The sequence below is a fragment of the Burkholderia sp. E168m15 genome, from assembly GCF_016586105.1.
GTDB classification, from domain to species: domain Bacteria; phylum Pseudomonadota; class Gammaproteobacteria; order Burkholderiales; family Burkholderiaceae; genus Burkholderia; species Burkholderia orbicola.
This window is the reverse complement of sequence record NZ_BCPO01000109.1, coordinates 1-20,648: the sequence shown is the minus strand read 5'-3', so window position 1 is coordinate 20,648 and position 20,648 is coordinate 1. Positions and strand designations below refer to the sequence as shown.

The window sequence follows — 20,648 nt, the reverse complement described above, 5'->3', positions numbered from 1 at the left end:
ATCAAACCTTGGTGAGGGAACGGGCCGGGACAGCCGCGCCGCACTTTTTGCCGCGCGTCCATACCGCCCCATCACGAGCTTAGCGGCAAATCGTTCCGATACTTTAGGCAATTCCCATGATTTTTTCGCGACCAATTTGCCGAATGTGGCGTTCCGGGCACGTCCGGCTACGCAACGGCCTCTCGCGTCGGGCTTGTAAAACACGGTAATCTCTCGGTCTTGCCTGCTCCCGGCAGGCCTCAGACGCACGATCACGCCAGGTATCTTCGCCATGACAGCGACCGCTTTCTTCCGCTGGGCGCCGCTGGGCCCGCTCTGCACGACGCTCGTTGCCTTCTGGTGCTGCACGCTCGCCGCGCAACCGCTGCCGGCCGCCGAATCCGCCGCTGCCCAGACCGTTGCCGCTGCAGCCAACGCGCCGGCCGCCGCCACGCCCACCGCACCCGCTGCGTCCGCGCACACCTGCACGGCCGACGGCGGCCCGGCCGGCCGCCCGTCGATCGGCCTCGTGCTGTCCGGCGGCGGTGCGCGCGGCTATGCACACCTCGGGGTCCTGAAAGTCCTGGAGGACAACCGGATTCCGATCGACTGCATCGCGGGCACCAGCATGGGCGCCGTGGTCGGCGGCCTGTATGCGAGCGGGATGGCGGCCGACGAGATGCAGAGGCGGCTGTCCGAGGTCAACCTGGCGGATATCGCGTTCGACGTGACGGATCGCGCGGACCTGCCGCAAACCAGCCGCGAGGACGAACGCCTGTACATCAACGGGCTGACGCTCGGCTTCGGCAAAAAGGGCGTCAAGGCGCCGGTCGGCCTCGTCCAGGGCAACCGGCTGCAGGCGCTGCTCGCGAACTGGACGGCCGCCGTGCCGACCAACCAGCCGTTCGACCAGTTGCCGATCCCGTACCGCGCGGTCGCGACCGACCTGCAGACCGGCCAGATGGTCGTGCTCGACCACGGCTCGCTGCCGCTCGCGATTCGCGCGAGCATGGCGATGCCGGGCCTGTTCGCGCCGGCCGAGATCAACGGGCGCGCGCTCGTGGACGGCGGCCTCGTCAGCAACCTGCCCGTCGACACCGCGCGGCAGATGGGCGCGAACGTCGTGATCGCCGTCGACATCGGCTCGCAACTGCGCCCGCTCGACGCGCTCGCGTCGCCGGCCGACGTGATGCAGCAGATGGTCGGCATCCTGATCCGCCAGAACGTGACCGCGCAGCGCAAGCAGCTCGACGCGCGGGACGTGCTGCTCACGCCGGACCTGGGCTCGCTCGCGTTCACGGATTTCCAGAACGCGAAGCAGGCGATCGCCGCCGGCGCGGCCGCCGCGACCGCGGCGCTGCCGAAGCTGCGGCGCTTCGCGCTCACGCCGGAACAGTACGCGGCCTACCGGTCCTCACATGCGCAGCCGCTGCCGCCGCCGATCCGGATCACGCGCATCGACATCAAGACCAGCGGCGGCGTGCCGAAGCGCGTCGTCAGCAACGCGCTGCACGTGAAACCGGGCGACATCTATGATCCGAAGACCGTCAGCCAGGACCTGCTCGGCCTCACGACGGGCGGCAACTTCGAGAGCGTCACGCAGCAGATCGTCAGCCGCGGCGACGACAACGTGCTCGAGATCGACGCGCGCGAGAAGTACTGGGGGCCCAACTTCCTGCTGTTCGGGCTCGGCATGTCGAGCAGTTCGACCGACGAAGGCGGCTTCCGCCTGCACGTCGGCTACCGGCGGCCGTGGCTCACGGAATCGGGGCTCGAATTCCGCGCGGACACGACGATCGGCAGCGACCTGCAGTCGGCGCGCGTCGAATTGCGCCAGCCGCTGTCGACCGCGTACGGCGTCTACCTGTCGCCGTACGCGGAATATCAGCGTCGCTACGCGAACCTGTACGACGACTCCGGCGACGTGAAGATCACGCAGTACCTGATGCAGACGGCGCGCGCCGGGATCGACCTCGGCCTGCCGATCGCGCGGCTCGGCGATTTCCGCATCGGTCTCGGCTACGTGACCGGGCACGGCTCGCCGACCTACAACCTGCCGTTCGACGACGGCAGCGGCCAGGCGCTGCTATGGCCGAGCTTCACGTCGCAGGCGTTGATCGCGCGGGCGCGGCTCGTCATCGATCAGCTCGACGATCCGATGTTCCCGCGCAAGGGTTATTTCGGCGAACTGCGGGTCGAACGCTCGCTGGTGTCGCGCAACGGCGGCTCGGCACAGGATTTCGCCGACGGGATCAGCAACGCGCCTTACACCGAGATCTACGGCAAGGCGATGATCGCGCAGCAGTTCGGCCGGCACAGCGTCAGCGCGACGATCGAAGGCGGCAAGAGCATCGGCGGCACCAACCTGATCAATGCGTTCAACTTCACGCTGGGCGGCTTCCAGCATCTGTCTGCCTATGCGGCCGACCAGTTGAACGGCAACGAGCTCGCGTACGGACAGATCACGTACATGAACCAGTTGATGACGTTCAACGCGTCGCCGATCAAGGCGCTGTCGGTGGGCGCCAGCGCGGAAGTCGGCAACGTCTGGTCGAGCGGCCAGAAGATCGGCGGCGGCGCGCTCAAGCAGAGCTACACGTTCTTCACGAGCCTGTCGACCGCATTCGGGCCCGTCTATATCGGCGTGGCGCTCGCGCCCAGCGGCCGACGCAACTTCTACCTGCAGCTCGGCCGTACTTATTGAGCATGCGCGGATGCCGCTGCGGCGGCATCCGTGGCGCCGTCCCGGCGGCAGCTGTCGACTTCACGGCGGGCCGCGGGTCGGGCCTCGCGCGACGTCGTGCTAGACCGGCCAGCTGATCTCGAATCGCGCGCCGCCGAGTTCGACCGGATCGACGACCGCGATCCGGCCGTTGTGCGCGTGGAGCACCTGTCGCGTGATCGACAGGCCGAGCCCGTAGCCGCCGGTGCGGCGGTCGAGGCGCACGAATGCGTCGAAGATCCGTTCGCGCTCGCTCTCGGGCACGCCGGGGCCGTCGTCCTCGACGAAGATGCCGACGTTGCCGTGCACGAGCGAGATTCCAACGACGATCCGCGATTTCGCGTACTTGCTCGCATTGCGCAACAGGTTGCGCATCGCATACGACATCAGCCGCCGGTCCATCTTCACGCGCAAATCCGCTCCGATCTCGATGCGCGACTCGATCGCCCGGTCCGGATACAGCAGTTGCGCGTCGTTCACCTGATGCTCGAACCACGCGACGGGCGCCGTCATCTCGAGGTTCGACTGCAGCGAGCTGTATTCGAGCCGTGCATACGTGAGGCTCATGTCGATCAGCTCCTCGAGCTCGGTCACGTCCTGCGCGATGCTGTCGAGCGCGCCCTGGTATTCGGCCGCCGAACCCGGTTCGCGCAGCATTTCGAGCGCGAAGCGCACGCGCGCGAGCGGCGTGCGCAACTCGTGCGAGATCCCGTTGGTCAGATCGCGCTGCGCGGCGATCAGCCGCTCCATGCGCATCGCGAGCGCATTCAGCGTGCGCGCCAGCGGGCCGATGATCACGCTGTGCGATTCGCGCGCGCGCGTGTTGAAGCGCCCGCCGGTAAAGTCGATCGCGCGCTCGCGCACCATCACGAGATCCGACCAGACCGGCCGCATCCACCGGTACGCGGCGAGCGCGGGCGCGGTAAACACGAACGCGAGCACGATCCAGATGTCGCCCGGCAGCGAGTCGAACGCATGCCATACGACCTGCGGCGACAATTCGACGCACAGCGCGAGCGCGGGCACCAGCGCGGTCAGCAACACGAGGCCGAGCAGATGCAGGTAGGTGCGCAGGTACAGGCGCGACCAGCTCGGTATGCGGTCGGCGCGTGTGTCGGTCCACGCGCGCCGGAAATGCAGCCAGCGCCATTTGACGTAGCGCAGCGTGGGCAGCGGCGGTGCATCGGGGTGCGAACGGGTTCGTCGAATCATCGCGGCTCCCGGCCGGCGGGCGGAATGCCCGCGCGGAACGTGACGGCGTCGCGCGAGCGCGGCGTCATTCCCACGCGTGCTTGCTGAATTGATAACCCTTGCTGCGGATCGTCTTGATCCGCTGCGGGTTGCTCGCGTCGTCGCGCAGCTTGCGGCGCAGCTTCGAGATGCGCCCGTCGATCGTGCGGTCGAGGCCGTCGAATTCGACGCCGCGCAACTGCAGCATCAGATCGTCGCGGCTGACGACTTCGCCCGCATGACACACCAGCGCCCACAGCAGGTCGAATTCGGCCGACGTCAGATCGGGCGTGCTGCCGTCGGGCAGCACGACGGTGCGGTCGGTGCGGTCGATCGAGAACTTGCCGAACGCGTAGCGCTCCGGCTGCGGCGCGGTGCTCTCGGCCGCGCGCGCGGGCGCACGGCGCAGTTGCGCCTTGATCCGCGCGAGCAGGATGCGCGGCTCGACCGGCTTGTGCACGTAGTCGTCCGCGCCGAATTCGAGGCCGAGCAGCTCGTCGAACGGTTCGTCGCGCGCCGTCACCATGATGATCACGCCGTCGTACTGCTTGCGCGCCTCGCGGCAGATTTCGAAGCCGTCCTTGCCCGGCAGGTTCACGTCGAGGATCACGAGATCGGGACGAATGGACAGGATCGCCGGCACCGCGGCGTCACCATGCAGCACGGTGTCGACTTCATAGTCGTTCTTGCGCAGGTAGCCGGCGATCAGCGTGGACAGGCGGGTGTCGTCTTCGACGAGCAGGATGCGAAAAGACATGGGTAGCGGTCGGATCATCGGGAAAGCCGCGGCGGCGCCGGCCGGTGCCGGACGCCGGCCCTCGGCCGAAACGTACCGCATGATACTGCGCCCGCCGCCTGCCTGTTTGCCGGTCTTGAAAATAAGGGCGCGATTCCGGCCGAGCTTGACGAATCGGCGCCGGGACGGTTCCATACGGGCTCGCCGGAATCCGGCCGTGCCTCTACCCTGCCCGACGTGATGAATTATCAATCGATTCTTGAACGCATCCACACCGAACTCGCCCCCTGGATCGGCCAGGGACGGGTGGCCGACTATATTCCCGAGCTCGCGAAAGTGCCCGCCGACAAGTTCGGGATGGCCGTCGTGACGCTCGACGGAAACGTTTACACGGTCGGCGATGCGTACGAGCGCTTCTCGATCCAGAGCATCTCGAAGCTGTTCGCGTGCACGCTCGCGTTCCAGCTGCTCGGCGACGAGCTGTGGGAACGGGTCGGCCGCGAGCCGTCCGGCACCGCGTTCAACTCGCTGGTCCAGCTCGAAAGCGAGCGCGGCAAGCCGCGCAATCCGTTCATCAATGCGGGCGCGCTGGTGGTCACCGACGTGCTGTGCCGCCGCTTCGTGAAGGCCGAGACGGCGCTCGTCGAATTCGTGCGGCGGCTGATCGGCTCGAACGACATCGACTACGACTCGCGCGTCGCGTTGTCGGAGTTGCAGCACGCGGAACGCAACCGCGCGATGGCGCATTTCATGGCGAGCTTCGGCAACATGCAGATGCCGCCCGATACGGTGATCGACGCGTATTGCCGCCAGTGTGCGATCGAGATGAACTGCGTCGAGCTTGCCACCGCGGCGCTGTTCCTCGCGAATGGCGGTATCGCGCCGGCGACCGGCGAACGGGTCGTCGATTCGAGTTCGGCGAAGCGGCTGTCGGCGCTGATGTTGACCTGCGGGACGTACGATGCGGCGGGCGATTTCGTGTATCGCGTCGGGTTGCCGGCGAAAAGCGGCGTCGGCGGCGGGATCGTCGCGGTGCTGCCCGGGGAGATGGCCGTGTGCGTGTGGGCGCCAGGGCTGGATGCGAACGGGAACTCGCTGGCGGGGACATTGGCGCTGGAGTGGTTGACGACTTATACGGAGCGGTCGATTTTTTGAAGCGTCGAAGTCAAGCGTGCCTCATCTGGCGCGACGGCGGCAGATTCCTGTCGGCGCGCGCCAGAGCGCTCAATGGGAAATTCGGCCATCGGCAGCAATCGACCCATCTCAGGCCGGTCGACGGCGTAGCCGCGGATTGATCCAATCGCCCACAATCACGCCCCCTCTTTCGCGAGCGACCGCCAGGTAGCACAGAATTCACTGCGAGGATTGGCTGGCCGCGCAGCGCGTGCTCATCCCACCTGCGGTGGACGCGTCGCCGTCAATGCTTCAGCTACTTGCCACAGGCGAATCGAATCCGCGCTCTTGGCGGAGCGGGGCTGTTTGGCAACGTGCGAGTTCCCGACGAGCAGAAAACGTGGGCCGTAGAATGCGCCCTGAGTCGCTGTGGGATCGACTGCCGCGCGCAAGAGCGAGTCCGTGGCCCATTCCACGTCCATGGACGGTACAAGTCGGAACGATAGCCTCTTGCGGGTTGAATCAGTACCCATATTCGGACCGCTCGTCTGAAGATTGGTGCGCGTATGGCCTGGGTGGGCACTCGTACTGAGCAGGGGCCAGCCACGCTCGCGCGCAATTTCTGCCAATCGATTCGCCAACAGCAGGCAGGCCAGCTTGGACTGCGCATACGCCGTCATGGGCTTGTACGACCTTTCGCCTTGAAGGTCGTCGAAATTGATTGTGGCACCCATTGCGGCGCTGCTTGTCATCGTGGCGACGCGAGGAGACTTCGCTTCAAGCAGAAGCGGCAACAGCAGATTGGTCAGTGCGAAGTGACCCAGAAAATTGGTCGCAAGCTGTAGCTCGAATCCGTCCGAGCTCAGTACACGCGTCGGCGGCATCATGATCCCTGCGTTGTTGACGAGCACGTCGAGAGGGCGTCCCTCCTCGAGCAACTGGCGACCAAAATTCCTCACACTCGCGAGGCTGGAGAGATCCAACGTGCGGACCTCAATCGATGTCCCTGGAAACTCCTTGCGTATATCCCGGCGGGCGGCATCGCCTTTCGACTCGCTGCGTACCGCCATGATGACGTCGGCACCAGCCGCCACCAATCGCCTGGTCGCCTCCTTGCCGGTGCCGCTATTGGCTCCGGTAATGACAATACGGCGCCCCCGCTGATCAAGAGGTTTGTACATTCGCGTTTCTCCTATGATTTCATTCGATAAAGCCGGGCTCGGACGCGGACAGCTGGCAGGCATTCAGCTTCAGCCGACAACGCACGTGCGGCTGGGAAATGGGTCTGGTGTCGGCCGGTCCGGGTGGACCCGCAGGGATGACTTTGGTGAAGTACACCGCATAGTGTAGTTTTCCGGACGAAAAGTAAACTCACCAGTGTAAATTTTCGGCTGCTTGGGCAGCCCACCCCCGACGTGCCTTACCGACCGCAAGTGGCCGAACCCGGTCGTCGAAGGCAGCACGGCACTCCCCCGTCCGTCGGTACCGATGGAATCGCATGCGGGTTATATATTCGTAGCGCAGGACGCTGGCGCTGGAGTGATTGACGACTTATACGGGGCGGTCGATTTTTTTAGGTGGCGAAGTTAGACGCATCTCACCCGGCACAACGGCGGCAGGTTAATATCGGCATACTCAATGGAGAGCACGTCGCCTTACAACAATCGGCCTTGAGAGACACCCGAAGGCTTATACAAAAAATCAACAAAAATGAAAATATTGCTCATCGCCTCGCTAGGAGTTTCATTGTTTTCTCAAACATCCCAAGCCTTTGCGGATAGTGATAACGGAAAAAAGATCTTCCTGGCGAGATGCGCCATGTGTCACGGAGCAGACGCCAGAGGAACGGGACCATTGGCCAATAAAAGCAACCCGCCCACGCCCGATCTTACGACGCCCGCTTTCAAAAAACGGCTGAGTGATTACCCGGGCGTTATCGTTTCATCCGTCATACTTCGCCCGAACGGCGACCTGATTCCCAAAACCTTGCGAGAGAATGGCGTAAAACTGCCGCCGCATCCGTGGACGGTCAAAGATTTTCGCGATTTGAATCAATATATGACCGGATTGATTTCAAAGAAATAGCATACTGAACTTCGATACATCGGCTAAGCGATTTCATCCATTCGTTGCATCGGCGGGTTGAATCCTAAAAGTACGGCGGTCACTCGTCCGGATACTGTCGCTGGCAGGGGTCGGCCGATGCGGTCTTCCGGTGAGCGTCAGTCCGGCATCCCGTCATGGTCGCCGAGCGGTCTGTCGGGCCAGTCCACCCATCGGTCCGCGCGGGTCAGTTCGTACGCTTCGTTGAGCGGGTAACGAATGCGGTTGTCGTCGCGAGGACGTTCGCCGATCACCATCAACCTGACTTCGTCCTTCGTATTGTTGATGAAGGTGTGACAAATTCCGGTGCCTGCCGGAAACGCGACGGAATCGCCCTCGGCAATGGGGTGAAGCACGCCGTCGATCCATACGTCGGGCTTGCCTTCGAGCACGTACACAAACTCCTGCTCGGTACTTTCGGCGTGGGGATATGACGTCCGCCGTCCGGGCAGAAGCCTGACATGATGGATTCCAATACGCGTAATGCCGAGTGCGGCTGAAAGCGGCGCGTCGAACGCCATTGGCTCGGTATCGCCGCGATAGGAATGCGCATCCGGTTCTTCGAGTTCAGTCCAGTGCTTGATGAAATCTGGCCGGCTCATCGGGGTTCTCCTTTAAGAGGCGCGCCGCGTCGTTGAACGGATCACTGGAGAACGATGACTTTTCCACCGTTACGCTCGAACTCGGCGCGAGTCGTACGACTGGCCTCCTGTGCCAACGCGTCACTAAAAATGTCTCGAAAAAACAATTTTGGTGGCCGATACGCTTCCCGGAACATCTGGAACGACCCGCCTGCGACGTTCGGGCCATCGTCAACACGCACCAGCCACGAGCACTTGAGATCGAGCCGCTTAAGCGCGGCGTTTACCCGATGTTCAACAGCAAGATAACCGTCCGTACCCTTCGCTATCGCGCGGAACTCTTCTGCCGTTACCTGCGTAACGACGATTTCCGGTTGATCCGTGCTCGTCAAGGACACCCATCCCAGGGTCGCCATGTCGGTGTCGGCAGAAAATTCAACGATCGGAAATTGTTCCGCGCTGGTATCCGACTGTAACCAAACGATGGTGTCGTAAATAGTGGTCATGGTAGAGGGAGGATAGGCAAATCAAGCGGTGCTGCCAACATGACAGAATCGATTGTCGACGAACGATACAACCTTGTTGAGCGACCGAGAACGGCCGCTTCTCGCCCGACAGTCTTGGGGGTTCTCTCATGTGGCTGCAATGCCGTCGACGGGGCTACCGATAACCTGCTCTATCAGCCAGCGTCGAGCAATGTCGGTACATATTGATGGCCGCTCCAGCGTCGGAAAGTGCCCGCATCCTTCCAGCGTCTCGAAACGAGCATGCGGCATCATCCTGGCGATCCGACGGCCGACATCGACCGGAACGAAGCGGTCTGCCTCGCCCCATATGAGAAGTGTCGGAATCGCACTCGTGGCCAGCGTCGACCAATGATCCGAGCGAGTCAAAGTCGCATCGGATTGTCGCGCGAACATGTCGGCACCCGTATCGCGAGCCATTTGAACAAACGCTGCTCTCGACCTGATATCTACAGGGGGAATGGCGTTTTCGGCAAATTCGGCGATAACTTGCTCATGTTCCCCCTCCCGAATCCTTCGGCTGGTGTCGCGAACACGATCCGGATACGGGGGTAGTCCGGGCTGACAGTTCATCAACCACAGTCCACGCACGCGCTGCGGCGCGCACGCGACTACTTCCATCGCGATACAACCACCGTAAGCCGTGCCTGCAATGATGAATGGGCCGTCGATGGAAGCAAGCAGCCTCTCGGCGCTTTCAGCGAACGTAGGATAGGCCAGCATCCGGACGGACGGTACGACCAGATCGTTCAACCGTTCGAGTTGATCGGCATACATGCGTCCGTCGCAGGGCATTGCGGGCAAAAAGACGAGCGGTAATGGCATGGCACTCTGCGAAGACGGATTGCACGACTGCGGTAACAAGTTTGCGACCTCGGCGGTCAATTTTTTGAAGTACGCGCGCAAAAAATTCAGACGCGACTCGTCAACAGCGCGGACTCCTTCAGGCCCACCGCACCGATTTCCGCTTTAGACACGTTATTCCGCCTGATTCATTTGTTTCCTGCCAATCGTTCGGCCGATCCGGAACGATCGGCGCGGGCGTCGCAAGCCACTGGCACAACGAACCATCGGACAACGCGTCTTTCACCATGCCGTCGATCCCGGCATCGATATCGCAATCCAGCTCCCATCCGGCCGCGACGATGAACATGGGCGACTGGTGTGCCGCGTAATCCTTTATATCAACCAGGAGAGACTCCAGTCGAAATGAATCGGCATCCGCCGACAGCGGCAAGGAAATCGAAAACTGCGCACCCCACTCGCGCTCTTCAATTCGCATGCAACCGCGAGCACCCGTGAATTGTGTCGACTTGGCCCCGTAGACGAAAAGCAGCTCATCCTCCCCCGCCCGCCATCCCGCCAAGCCTTCGCCGTCGGCCCATTCTTTGCGGACCTCCGATCCGGTCTTGAAATCGAGGACGGACACTTCGTGAAACGCATCAAAGAACGGGGTGCAGATTTTCGCGAGGGAAAAAACGATCTCCTGGCGCTCGGCCAGCGAGACCGATCGCTCTAACGTCACGGATATATCGAAGCGTTCCGGCATTGCCTGATTCTCCATCGGACAGCCACACTGGAAGTACGCCCTTGAATCAGATCTCTTCAAGCCGAGATCGCACGCTGAACAGCGATCTCGCGACAGCCTACATCGGAGCCCCCTCCGCACCAGCCACGTGCGCCGGCAAAACCTGCTCAGCGGAGTCGGCGCGAGAACGCATCCCGGTTTATATTGCATCGGTTCGCGCGTACCAACGTCAGATAAGGCTGCACCGAAAAAATTGCCCGAGCTATTGGAGAGCGTCATTCATGAACGAGGAAACCGCACCGGATATCGAAATGGCAACCCACACGCCCGCCCATGGTGACAACACGCCTGCTCAAAGCACGCTCTACCAGATTCCCCCGATCGCGCCATCCAAAACCGCGCTGCTCGTCATGCATTACCAGACCGACATCCTCGGCCTGTTCCCGTCGGTCGCGCCCGAGCTGCTCGCCAATACCCGCCGCCTCTGCGACGCGGCACGCGCCGCCGGCGTCGGCGTCTGGTTCGCGAATCTCCGCTTCAGCCCCGGCTATCCGGAAGTCAGCCCGCTCAACAAGAACGGCCAGGGCATCAAGCAACTCGGCCTCTTCATCGACGATGCCCCCTGTCCCGAACTGGCCAAACGACCCGACGAACCGCTGATCGTCGCCCACCGCGCGAGCGTGTTCTTCGGCACCGATCTGCAGGCGCGGCTCATTGCCCAAGGCGTCGATACGCTGATCATGGTCGGCATCGCGTCGACCGGCGTGATGCTGTCGTCGATCGCCCATGCGAGTGACGCCGATTTCCGCCTCTACACGATCAAGGATTGCTGCTACGACCCGGACCCGATCGTCCACGAGCATCTGTTCGCCACCGCGTTCGAATCGCGCACGACGGTACTGTCGCTCGCGGATGCGCTGCGGCTGCTGGCGTGACGACGGGCGAGCCGCAGCATCCGCCTCACTTCGCGATAAACACCCCCGACGTCGGACACGTGCCCTGCGTATTGCCGTCCGTCACGAGCGACGCCGCGCTCGGAAATTGCGCGGTCGCATTCGTCTTCACCGCGATCCATGCTTCGGTGAAATAGCTCACGCCGTTCGTCTTCGTGCACTTCAGCGACACCGCGCTGCGCGTGTTGCTGCCGAACGCGCCTTCGAACGCCGACAGCAACTGGTTACGCGTGACCGTCTTGCCCGCGTTCGCCTGCAGGAACGCGTTGAACGACGTGTTGCCGAGCCGGCTGATCATGCCCGACGCCTGGTTCCAGTACGCATCGGGCGTCGCCGAATTCGAACACGTGCCGTGCTTGAACCATTCGTGCTTGTCGAGGCACGAAGCAACGCCCGGCATGTACGTCGACAGCGTGTTGCGGGTCGCGCTGCTGATCGGGTACGCGTCCATGCTGCACCACTGGTGCGCGTTGTCGAGGTCGATGTCGTTCTGCGGCACGCCGCAGTAGAACGGCTGGTTGCCGTCGTAGCGGTTCGGCCACAGCCCGTGCAGCGACAGGCTCGTCGCCGCGTACGAGCCGGCGAGGTTCGTGCATTCCGGGGTGTCGTGCGACGCGCAGAAACCCGGCTCCCACGACGCGGCGAGCAACAGGTAGTCGTAACTGGTCTGCGCGGCGGCGTGCAGTGAAACGGAAGCGACGGCGAGTGCGGCAGCGGCGCGGGCGAGCGTCTTGAGCATGGCGTGTTTCCTCGGAAAAGGCTTGCGGTCGCGGGATGCGCCGCAAGGTTGTCGAATGTCTGCCCGCGATTGTTGCTGCCGCAACGTGGCACGAATGTGAAGGTGCACGAAAGAATGCGCGCTTCGCTCAGGTGCCCAACTGCGTACACGCGCGCGCCGACGCTTCGGGCCCCTCGAGCGCGAGAATCTGCCACACGCCGATGCTGACGCGCCGGCGCGCCGCGGTCGACGCATCGGCCAGCAACGCCTCGACACGCGGTGCGACATCGGGCGCCTTCTGCTGCAGCGCAGCGTGATGCCGCGCGCGCGACGCCGGTTCCGGTTCGTACACGTCGCACAGGCGCACCATGCCGGCGAGGCCGGCCAGCGTGTCGTCCTTGTCGATCGCACCCGGCTCGACCGGCGCGAGCCCGTTGCGCTCGTCCGGCGGCAGCTTGCTGCGCGCGCCTTCGTCGATCGCCGTGGCCGAAGCCGGCGGCAGGCCGCCGATCGCCGCGACGATCCGGCTGCCCGCGGCGATCATGTCGCCCTGGCACGCGATCCTCTCGGCGGCCGGGACGTTCGAGCAGAACGACACCGACGTCCGGTACACGTCGTTGCTCATGCGCGGCACTTCGTCGGTGCCCGCCTGCGCGAAGCTGGCGCTTGCCAGCGCCAGCGTCAACGCGGCGGGAATCAGGATGCGGAACGCCGTCGTCTCGTTCATTGTTGTCGTCCGTGGGTTTTTATCGCGGGCAATATCGGCGGGCCGCACCGCGCGCAGGCGCCCTTCGTGATGCCGGACCCGCTTCCGGCGCCACGCGTTTTACTTCATCGACGCCGCCTCCGATCCGCCGGGCGACAGCGCTGCGCTGTCCTGCTCGCGCCATGCACGCCGCGATGCCATGATCGCGCTCACCGCCGAGCGCGCGACCTTCCACCACGCGAACGGACGCGGATCGGCGAGCATGCTGAGCGCACGTGCATAGTCGAGCGTGAGGCCGGGCGTCCACGCCATCGTCACCGCGCGCTTGCGGATCTGCGCGGCCACCCATAGCTCGGGGGTAAGCAGCAGCCGCACGAATGCCCCCCATCCGGCCCGCGCGCCCTTCAGGCGCCACACCGCACCGTCGAGCGCGGCCTCGAGCGCATTCGACACGGTGCTCGAGCAATTGCGGTACGTGAGGTTGTACGTCGTGTTCTGCCGGTACGACGACCAGAACGCGTCGAGCTTGGCCGGATCGTAGTTGCGAATGCGCACGCGCACGGTCGACGGACACCACGCCTTCGACTCGGTCGCATAGTCGGGCTGGAACAGGCCGGGCACGTCGTTCTCGCGCGTCGCCCGCAGGATGCGCGTGAATTCGTCCGGAGAACGATCGATTTCGACGCCCGGATACAGGCTGATGTAGATGCCCTCTGGCGACTCCAGCGCCGCATGGCCGGTCGAGATCACGCCGTTGACGTCCACCGCCGCGATGTAGCGGTCGATCACCGGGTAGCGCTGCGCTTCGGCCTTCGACGTGCCGGTCGGCGTCCATACGTGCACGGTGAGCGCCCGCTCGCCGTCGGCCGGCGGGCCGTCCCATTCGGATTGCGCGAACTGCGGCTGGTCCGGTGCGTCGTCGAGATCCGGTGCAAGCGCCGGCGTGGGCGACGTCGCGAACGCCGGGTTGCGCGTCAGCCGCCGCACGCGTGCGGCGAGGCTCAGCATATGCATCCCGCCGAACATCAGCAGCAGGCCGAGGCAGTACGGCACGGTGCCCGCGTAGTGCGTCGGGTACGGCTGGAAAAAGAAAATCGCCAACAGGATCTCGACCACGCCCCACGCGAACGCGACGTGCCAGCGGCGATAGCGCACCATCCACGCGGACGTGCATTGCAGCAGCCCGTCGACGAGAAACAGCGTGCCGAAGATCATCGACAGCAGAAAGTGGCCGTGATGATGGCCGGCGAACACGAGCCCCGCCGCCATCACGACCGCGATGCCCTTCACGTAGCGCAGGATGCGCTGCCCGCCGACACCGCTGCCGGCCACCGCGAGCGTCGCGAGTCCCTCGATCAGGAACAGCCACGCGAACAGCTCGATCGGAAAATGCAGCGCGCCGTCGAGTGCATCGACAAAAATGCCGATGCCCGCGGCCACCCACAGCCAGCCGAGCACGGTCAGCCCGCGCCAGCGGGTTCGCAGATATTCGATGCCCAGCAGCAGCAACACCAGTCGTACCATTGCGCCCTCGTATCTTTTTCGGGATACGCGCGGCCTCGCGCTCCCTGTCGTGTCGACCGCGTGTCGGGCGACGCGCCGGCCGGAAAGCGGTCATCGTTGCCAGCGCGTCATGTCGTCGACATGCTCGATGGCGGCCGGCACGCGCCGCTCTGGGCGAATAATAAGATATGAAGGGGCCGCTTGAAAGCCTCGCGAAAACGTCTTCGATGGGGCGCGGAGGGGAGCGGCTGCCCACTGCCACAGCAGGGTTCGGGTTCGACAACGTGCGACGGATACGCGAGAATCCGGCTTCCGAGGGCGAAAGCCACCCAACCGAACCGCACAGACGGGACAAGAACACATGCATGGACCGATTCAACGCCGGCACATGCTGGCCGCCACTCGCCGGGTTCCACGCCGGCCCCTGTCCGTCATGGCGCTGGCCGACGCATGAAACAGGAGCATCGACATGCCCCATCCGCCGCTTCATCCATCCTCGCTCGGCCCGCAACTCAAGCGCTGGCGCGCGCTGCACCGCGTGAAGCAAAGCCATGCAGCCGAACTGTTCGGCGTCGCGCAATCGACGATCTCGCGCTGGGAAGCCGGCCTCCAGCAGATGTCGCCCGCCGAGCGCGCGACGGCCGAACGGCTGCTCGCGGCGCGCCTCGACTCGGCGGGCGACCACGCACTCGCGCGGCTGATCGCCGGCAGCGCGGGCCGCATGCATCTCGTGTGCGACCTCACGCACCGCCTGCTGGCCAGTTCCCCAGCACGCGCGGCCGAGTTCTCGCAACCGCTTTCGACGTTGCTCGGCACGTCGCTGTGGCGCTACGCGACACCGGAGATCGTCCGCATGGAAGCCGCGCTCGACCCGTTCGGCTGGCACGACCGCGCGGGGCCGCCGAGCGTCGAGTTCGACACCGGCGCGAATGCGTCGCGCGTCGTGCCGATTCGCGGCAGCCGATGCCGGTGGACACGGATGACACTGTCGGACAGCTCGGCCGTGCGGCTCGTGGAGACGCTCGACGCACACTGACAGTCGCGCATATTTCATGCGTGGACGCACCACGGCCGGCCGGCGTACGCTTGGCGGTTCATCGCAACGACGCCGACCATGAACCCCGATACGATCCACGCGCGACTCGCGTTCCTGCGCGAAGCCGAACGCCTGAAGGACGTGCTGCGCAGCAGCCACACGTCGGCCGGCCGCCCGGAAAGCACGGCCGAGCACAGCTGGCGGCTGTGCCTGATGGCGCTCGTGTTCACCGACGCACTGCCCGGCGTCGACGCGCTGAAGCTGCTGAAACTGTGCGTCGTCCACGACCTCGGCGAGGCGCTGCACGGCGACATCCCCGCGATCGAGCAGGCCGCGCATCCCGACAAGAGCGCACATGAACGCGACGACCTGCTGACGCTGACCGCGTCGCTAGACCGCGCGGTGCGCGACGAGATCGTCGCGCTGTGGGACGAATACGAGGCGGCCGCCTCACCCGAAGCCCGCGCGGCGAAGGCGCTCGACAAGCTCGAAACGATCGTGCAGCACAACCAGGGCAGCAATCCGCCCGATTTCGACTATGCGTTCAATCTCGGCTACGGCCGGCGCTATACCGATGCTGCGCCGCTGTTCCGCGCGATCCGCGAAATCGTCGACGCCGATACGCAGCGCAAGATCGACGCGGGTGGGGAGCGCGCATAGGCTCGCAGGATCGGGAAACTTCACGCTCATACCCCTGTACGAATGGGGCCGACGCCGGAGCAGGTTGATGCGCTGCGCGCGCTCGACGAGGAACGTGACCGACCGATGATGGCGATCGTCGCCGCACGGCAGCAGTGCGGGCGCGGCGAATCACCGCCTTTTCACAGATCGAGACAATTGCGCCGTCCGGCCCGCATATCGGTACGGCGTCCACACAATTCAGCACAATTTCCACACGTTTTGGCGCGAATTCCTCGCTTACCATGAACGCCTGATTCGATTCGGCACACCCGCGCGATGCGTACGCGGAACCCGTCGCGGGCAACATGCCCGGCATGCGACGCCGACCGGATCGTTCCGCTCGGCCGCACGCATCGCCGGCGCCGGCTTCATCCTCGCCGCATTCTCATGACCCAGAAGACCCATCGCCGCCGGCGCATCGTGCTGGCTACCCTTGCCGTCGTCGCGATCGCCGTCGGCATCACGCTGAAGGCCTGCGCGCCGACCAAGCATCCGCAATACCTTTCCGCGCCGGTCACGCGCGGCGATCTCGAGAACGCGGTGCTCGCGACCGGCGCGCTGCAGGCGTTCAGGCAGGTTGACGTCGGCGCGCAGGTGTCGGGGCAATTGAAGACGCTGAAGGTCAAGCTCGGCGACAAGGTCACGAAGGGCCAGTGGCTCGCCGAGATCGACCCGGTGATCTCGGAAAACGCACTGCGCCAGGCGCGCGCCAGCGAAGAAAGCCTGCGCGCGCAGCAACGATCGACCGCCGCACAGTTGACGCAAGCCGAACTCGCGTTCCGCCGCCAGCAGGCGATGCTGCCCGACGATGCGACGTCGCGCGAATCGTTCGAAGCCGCGAAGGCGACGCTCGACGTGCAGCGCGCGACCCTCGCGTCGCTCGCCGCGCAGATCCGTTCGGCCCGCATCCAGATCGAGACCGCACAAGCCAACCTCGGCTACACGCGCATCGTCGCGCCGATCGACGGCGAGGTCGTCGCGATCGTCACGCAGGAAGGCCAGACCGTGATCGCGCAGCAGCAGGCGCCGGTGATCCTGAAGCTCGCGAATCTCGACACGATGACCGTGAAGGCGCAGGTGTCGGAAGCGGACGTGATCCGCGTGAGCGCCGGCCAGACCGCTTATTTCACGATTCTCGGCGAACCGGACAAGCGTCACTACGGCAAGCTGCGCGCGATCGAACCGGCACCGCAGAACTACGCCGACGCGCAAAGCGCGCTCGGCGGAGGGGCCGGCGGCGGCGCGAAGCCGAACGCCGCGGTGTTCTACAACGCGCTGTTCGACGTGCCGAATCCCGAGCACCGGCTGCGCATCGCGATGACCGCGCAGGTCAACATCGTGCTCGGCAACGCGCGCAACGCGCTCAGCATCCCGGCCGCCGCGCTCGGCGAGAAGCGCAAGGACGGCACCGTCGCGGTACGCGTGCTGCGCGCCGACGGCAGCACGGAAACGCGCCACGTCCGCATCGGCATCAACAACAACGTGCGCGTCGAAGTACTGGCCGGCCTGAAGGACGGCGAGCGTGTCGTGATCGGCGAAGCGTCGGCGGACGAGCGCGCGCCGCTGTCGGACGTGGTGTAACGATGCGCCAGCCCCTGCTGAAACTCGCCGCCGTCACGCGACGCTTTCCGGCCGGCGACAAGGACGTCGTCGTGCTGAACAACGTCAACCTGTCGATCGGCGCGGGCGAGATCGTCGCGATCGTCGGCGCGTCGGGCTCCGGCAAGTCGACGCTGATGAACATCCTCGGCTGCCTCGATCATCCGAGCGAAGGCACGTACACGGTCGGCGGACGTGACACGCACATGCTCGACAGCGACGAACTCGCGCAGCTGCGCCGCGAGCACTTCGGCTTCGTGTTCCAGCGCTATCACCTGCTGCCGCACGTCGACGCGGTCGCGAACCTCGAAATGCCGGCGATCTACGCGGGCACCCCGCGCGCCGATCGGCACGCCCGCGCCCGCGAACTGCTCGCGCGCCTCGGGCTCGCGGATCGCGCGCATCACCGGCCCGGCCAACTGTCCGGCGGCCAGCAGCAGCGCGTGAGCATCGCGCGCGCGCTGATGAACGGCGGCCAGGTGATCCTCGCGGACGAACCGACCGGCGCGCTCGACACGAAAAGCGGCCAGGACGTGATCCGCATCCTGCACGAGCTGAACGCGCTCGGCCATACGATCGTGATCGTCACGCACGACAAGGCCGTGGCGCGCCATGCGCGGCGCATCATCGAGATCAGCGACGGCGAGATCGTCGCGGACCGGCCGAACCGCCACTACGCGGAGGCACTCGCGGAAGTGGGCGTCGGCGCGGCCGCAACGACGGAAACGGCAGCCGACACGCGGTCCGCGCCGGCTTCCGGCGACGCACCGCCGCCCGCCAATAACGATACCGCCGCCGATCCCGCCCCCCGCGCCCGACGCTTCGCCGCCGGCACCGGCCGTTTCGCCGAAGCATGCCGGATGGCGTGGATCGCGCTCGTGTCGCACCGGCTGCGCACGCTGCTGACGATGCTCGGCATCATCATCGGCATTACGTCGGTCGTGTCGATCGTCGCGGTCGGCGAAGGCGCGAAGCGCTACATGCTCGAAGAAATCGGCAGCATCGGCACCAATACGATCAGCCTCTATCCGGGCTCCGACTGGGGCGACAGCCGCGCGGACACGATCCAGACGCTCGTGCCCGCCGACGTCGCCGCGCTCGCCGAGCAGCCGTACGTCGACAGCGCGACGCCCGAAACGTCGCGCACGCTGCTGCTGCGCTACCGCAACGTCGACGTCCACGCGCTCGTGAGCGGCGTCGGCGACAGCTACTTCCAGACGCGCGGAATGCGCTTCGCGCTCGGCGTCCCGTTCGACGACGATGCGGTGCGCCGCCAGGCGCAAGTGGCCGTGATCGACCAGAACACGCGCCGCAAGCTGTTCGGCGCGACGCGCAATCCGGTCGGCGAAGCGATCCTGGTCGACAACGTGCCGTGCGTCGTGATCGGTGTGACCGCCGACAAGAAGAGCGCGTTCGGCAGCGTGAAGAGCCTGAACGTGTGGGTGCCGTACACGACCGCGAGCGGGCGCCTGTTCGGCCAGCGCTATCTCGACAGCATCACCGTGCGCGTGCGCGACGGGCAGCCGAGCGCCGCCGCCGAGAAAAGCCTCGAGAAGCTGATGATCCAGCGCCACGGCCGCAAGGACTTCTTCACGTACAACATGGACAGCGTGGTCAAGACCGTCGAGAAGACCGGCCAGTCACTCACACTGCTGCTGTCGCTGATCGCGGTGATCTCGCTCGTGGTCGGCGGGATCGGCGTGATGAACATCATGCTGGTGTCGGTCACCGAGCGCACGCGCGAGATCGGCATCCGGATGGCGGTCGGTGCGCGCCAGTCCGACATCCTGCAGCAGTTCCTCGTCGAGGCCGTGCTCGTCTGCCTGCTCGGCGGCACGATCGGCATCGCGCTGTCGTTCGGGCTCGGCGCGCTGTTCTCGGTGTTCGTCGCGCAGTGGAAGATGGTGTTCTCGGCCGGCGCGATCGTGACGGCGTTCGTGTGCTCGACGCTCACCGGCGTGATTTTCGGCTTCATGCCCGCGCGCAACGCGTCGCGGCTCGACCCGATCGATGCGCTCGCGCGCGACTGACGAAACATGGCCATCATGCATTCCTCCCCGCTTCACCGTCTCGGCGCATTCGCGTGCGCGGCCGCACTGCTCGCCGGCTGCGCGGGTGCGCGCCATGATCCGCTGCCCGCCGTCGCGATGCCCGCGAACTGGGCCGCGCCGGTCGCGGCCGACGCGCCGGCCGCCACGGGCGACTGGTGGCGCAGTTTCGGCGATCCGCAACTCGACGCATTGATCGACGACGCGCTGCGCGCCAACAACGATCTCGCGATCGCGGCGATCCGCGTGTATCGCGCACAGTTGCAGGCCGGGCTCGTCGATACGAACCTGACGCCCAACGTGACGCTCGGCGCGAACGGCGCCGTATCGCGTACGCTCGACACGCACCAGATGAGCCGTTCGAGCGGTGTCAATGGTTCGCTCAGCTATGAACTCGACCTGTGGGGCCGGCTGGCCGCGCTGCGCGACGCCGCGCACTGGGAGGCCGACGCGACCGCCGACGATCTGGAAGCCGCACGGCTGTCGCTGATCGGCACGACCGCGGCGCTGTACTGGCAGATCGGCTATCTGAACCGGCAGATCGCGCTCGGCGACGCGAATATTGCGTATGCGGAGCGCACGCTCGCGCTCGTGCGGTCGCGGCACACGGCCGGCGCCGTGTCGGGGCTCGACCTCGCGCAGGCCGAACAGAGCCTCGCCGCGCAACGCGCGGCGCAGACGCAGCTGATCCAGCAGCGCACCGAGAACCGCCACGCGCTCGCGATCCTGTTCGACCGGCCGCCGCAGCAGCGCGCGGCCGAGCCGGCTGCGTTGCCCGACGCCGCACCGCCCGACGTGGCGGCCGGCCTGCCCGCCAGCCTGCTCGGCCGGCGCCCCGACCTGCGTGCGGCGGAATTCCGGCTGCGCGAATCGCTTGCGCAGGTCGAC

19 protein-coding genes are annotated in these 20,648 nt (G+C 65.4%); 9 read left to right on the top strand and 10 right to left on the bottom strand.

Features of this window, described 5'->3' with window-relative positions; all coding sequences use genetic code 11:
- Nucleotides 1–271: 271 nt before the first annotated feature.
- Nucleotides 272–2,683, top strand: a complete 2,412-nt coding sequence (locus tag JMF86_RS17790; RefSeq protein ID WP_011694800.1) for a patatin-like phospholipase family protein — start codon at nucleotides 272–274, stop codon at nucleotides 2,681–2,683.
- A gap of 99 nt (nucleotides 2,684–2,782) precedes the next feature.
- Here JMF86_RS17790 and JMF86_RS17785 read toward each other — a convergent pair whose 3' ends face one another.
- Together JMF86_RS17785 and JMF86_RS17780 are read right to left on the bottom strand one after the other, a co-directional pair.
- A complete protein-coding gene (locus JMF86_RS17785; RefSeq protein ID WP_011547225.1) occupies nucleotides 2,783–3,913 on the bottom strand; it encodes an ATP-binding protein in 1,131 nt (376 codons plus the stop codon).
- 64 nt (nucleotides 3,914–3,977) lie between these two features.
- Nucleotides 3,978–4,688 carry a response regulator gene (locus JMF86_RS17780; protein WP_006498855.1) on the bottom strand — a complete coding sequence of 237 codons (711 nt, stop codon included), beginning with the start codon at nucleotides 4,686–4,688 and terminating at the stop codon, nucleotides 3,978–3,980.
- Between the two features lie 219 nt (nucleotides 4,689–4,907).
- Between JMF86_RS17780 and JMF86_RS17775 the strand changes: the two genes are divergently transcribed.
- Complete coding sequence (locus tag JMF86_RS17775) at nucleotides 4,908–5,822, top strand: glutaminase (protein ID WP_011694802.1); 915 nt, start codon at nucleotides 4,908–4,910, stop codon at nucleotides 5,820–5,822.
- A 233-nt stretch (nucleotides 5,823–6,055) separates the two neighbouring features.
- On the opposite strand, the gene JMF86_RS17770 is transcribed toward JMF86_RS17775, so the two are convergent.
- Nucleotides 6,056–6,961, bottom strand: a complete 906-nt coding sequence (locus JMF86_RS17770; protein ID WP_011547223.1) for an SDR family oxidoreductase — start codon at nucleotides 6,959–6,961, stop codon at nucleotides 6,056–6,058.
- A gap of 529 nt (nucleotides 6,962–7,490) precedes the next feature.
- On the opposite strand from JMF86_RS17770, the gene JMF86_RS17765 reads away from it, so the two are divergent.
- Entirely contained in the window at nucleotides 7,491–7,865 is a 375-nt protein-coding gene (locus JMF86_RS17765; protein WP_011547222.1) for a cytochrome c, read from the top strand.
- 137 nt (nucleotides 7,866–8,002) lie between these two features.
- Here JMF86_RS17765 and JMF86_RS17760 read toward each other — a convergent pair whose 3' ends face one another.
- From JMF86_RS17760 to JMF86_RS17745, 4 genes are all read right to left on the bottom strand, one after another.
- Entirely contained in the window at nucleotides 8,003–8,485 is a 483-nt protein-coding gene (locus JMF86_RS17760) for a cupin domain-containing protein (RefSeq protein WP_011547221.1), read from the bottom strand.
- A 41-nt stretch (nucleotides 8,486–8,526) separates the two neighbouring features.
- A complete protein-coding gene (locus tag JMF86_RS17755; protein WP_011547220.1) occupies nucleotides 8,527–8,970 on the bottom strand; it encodes a hypothetical protein in 444 nt (147 codons plus the stop codon).
- Between the two features lie 126 nt (nucleotides 8,971–9,096).
- Nucleotides 9,097–9,813 (bottom strand): alpha/beta fold hydrolase, encoded by a 717-nt coding sequence (locus tag JMF86_RS17750; protein ID WP_172593237.1) that lies wholly within the window; start codon nucleotides 9,811–9,813, stop codon nucleotides 9,097–9,099.
- 118 nt (nucleotides 9,814–9,931) lie between these two features.
- Nucleotides 9,932–10,537: a hypothetical protein gene (locus tag JMF86_RS17745; RefSeq protein ID WP_102961848.1), complete on the bottom strand. Its 606-nt coding sequence runs from the start codon at nucleotides 10,535–10,537 to the stop codon at nucleotides 9,932–9,934.
- Between the two features lie 260 nt (nucleotides 10,538–10,797).
- Between JMF86_RS17745 and JMF86_RS17740 the strand changes: the two genes are divergently transcribed.
- Nucleotides 10,798–11,451, top strand: a complete 654-nt coding sequence (locus tag JMF86_RS17740; RefSeq protein ID WP_011547217.1) for an isochorismatase family cysteine hydrolase — start codon at nucleotides 10,798–10,800, stop codon at nucleotides 11,449–11,451.
- Nucleotides 11,452–11,476: 25 nt separating this feature from the next.
- Here the strand turns inward: JMF86_RS17740 and JMF86_RS17735 are convergent, their stop codons facing one another.
- From JMF86_RS17735 to JMF86_RS17725, 3 genes are all read right to left on the bottom strand, one after another.
- Nucleotides 11,477–12,208 carry a ribonuclease T2 gene (locus JMF86_RS17735; protein ID WP_006498851.1) on the bottom strand — a complete coding sequence of 244 codons (732 nt, stop codon included), beginning with the start codon at nucleotides 12,206–12,208 and terminating at the stop codon, nucleotides 11,477–11,479.
- A gap of 127 nt (nucleotides 12,209–12,335) precedes the next feature.
- The gene (locus tag JMF86_RS17730) at nucleotides 12,336–12,914 is read right to left on the bottom strand and encodes a hypothetical protein (RefSeq protein ID WP_012339630.1); all 579 of its coding nucleotides are present in this window, start codon (nucleotides 12,912–12,914) and stop codon (nucleotides 12,336–12,338) included.
- 99 nt (nucleotides 12,915–13,013) lie between these two features.
- Nucleotides 13,014–14,417, bottom strand: a complete 1,404-nt coding sequence (locus JMF86_RS17725) for an HdeD family acid-resistance protein (RefSeq protein WP_012339629.1) — start codon at nucleotides 14,415–14,417, stop codon at nucleotides 13,014–13,016.
- 448 nt (nucleotides 14,418–14,865) lie between these two features.
- Between JMF86_RS17725 and JMF86_RS17720 the strand changes: the two genes are divergently transcribed.
- The 5 genes from JMF86_RS17720 to JMF86_RS17700 all read left to right on the top strand — a co-directional run.
- Nucleotides 14,866–15,432, top strand: coding sequence for a helix-turn-helix transcriptional regulator (locus tag JMF86_RS17720; protein ID WP_011547214.1), 567 nt, complete (start codon nucleotides 14,866–14,868; stop codon nucleotides 15,430–15,432).
- Nucleotides 15,433–15,510: 78 nt separating this feature from the next.
- The gene (locus tag JMF86_RS17715; RefSeq protein WP_011547213.1) at nucleotides 15,511–16,092 is read left to right on the top strand and encodes an HD domain-containing protein; all 582 of its coding nucleotides are present in this window, start codon (nucleotides 15,511–15,513) and stop codon (nucleotides 16,090–16,092) included.
- Nucleotides 16,093–16,500: 408 nt separating this feature from the next.
- Nucleotides 16,501–17,694, top strand: a complete 1,194-nt coding sequence (locus JMF86_RS17710) for an efflux RND transporter periplasmic adaptor subunit (RefSeq protein ID WP_011547212.1) — start codon at nucleotides 16,501–16,503, stop codon at nucleotides 17,692–17,694.
- Nucleotides 17,695–17,696: 2 nt separating this feature from the next.
- Complete coding sequence (locus JMF86_RS17705) at nucleotides 17,697–19,742, top strand: MacB family efflux pump subunit (protein ID WP_012339627.1); 2,046 nt, start codon at nucleotides 17,697–17,699, stop codon at nucleotides 19,740–19,742.
- 15 nt (nucleotides 19,743–19,757) lie between these two features.
- Nucleotides 19,758–20,648, top strand: an 891-nt coding sequence (locus JMF86_RS17700) for a TolC family protein (protein ID WP_201317092.1), incomplete at its 3' end; no start/stop codon positions are given.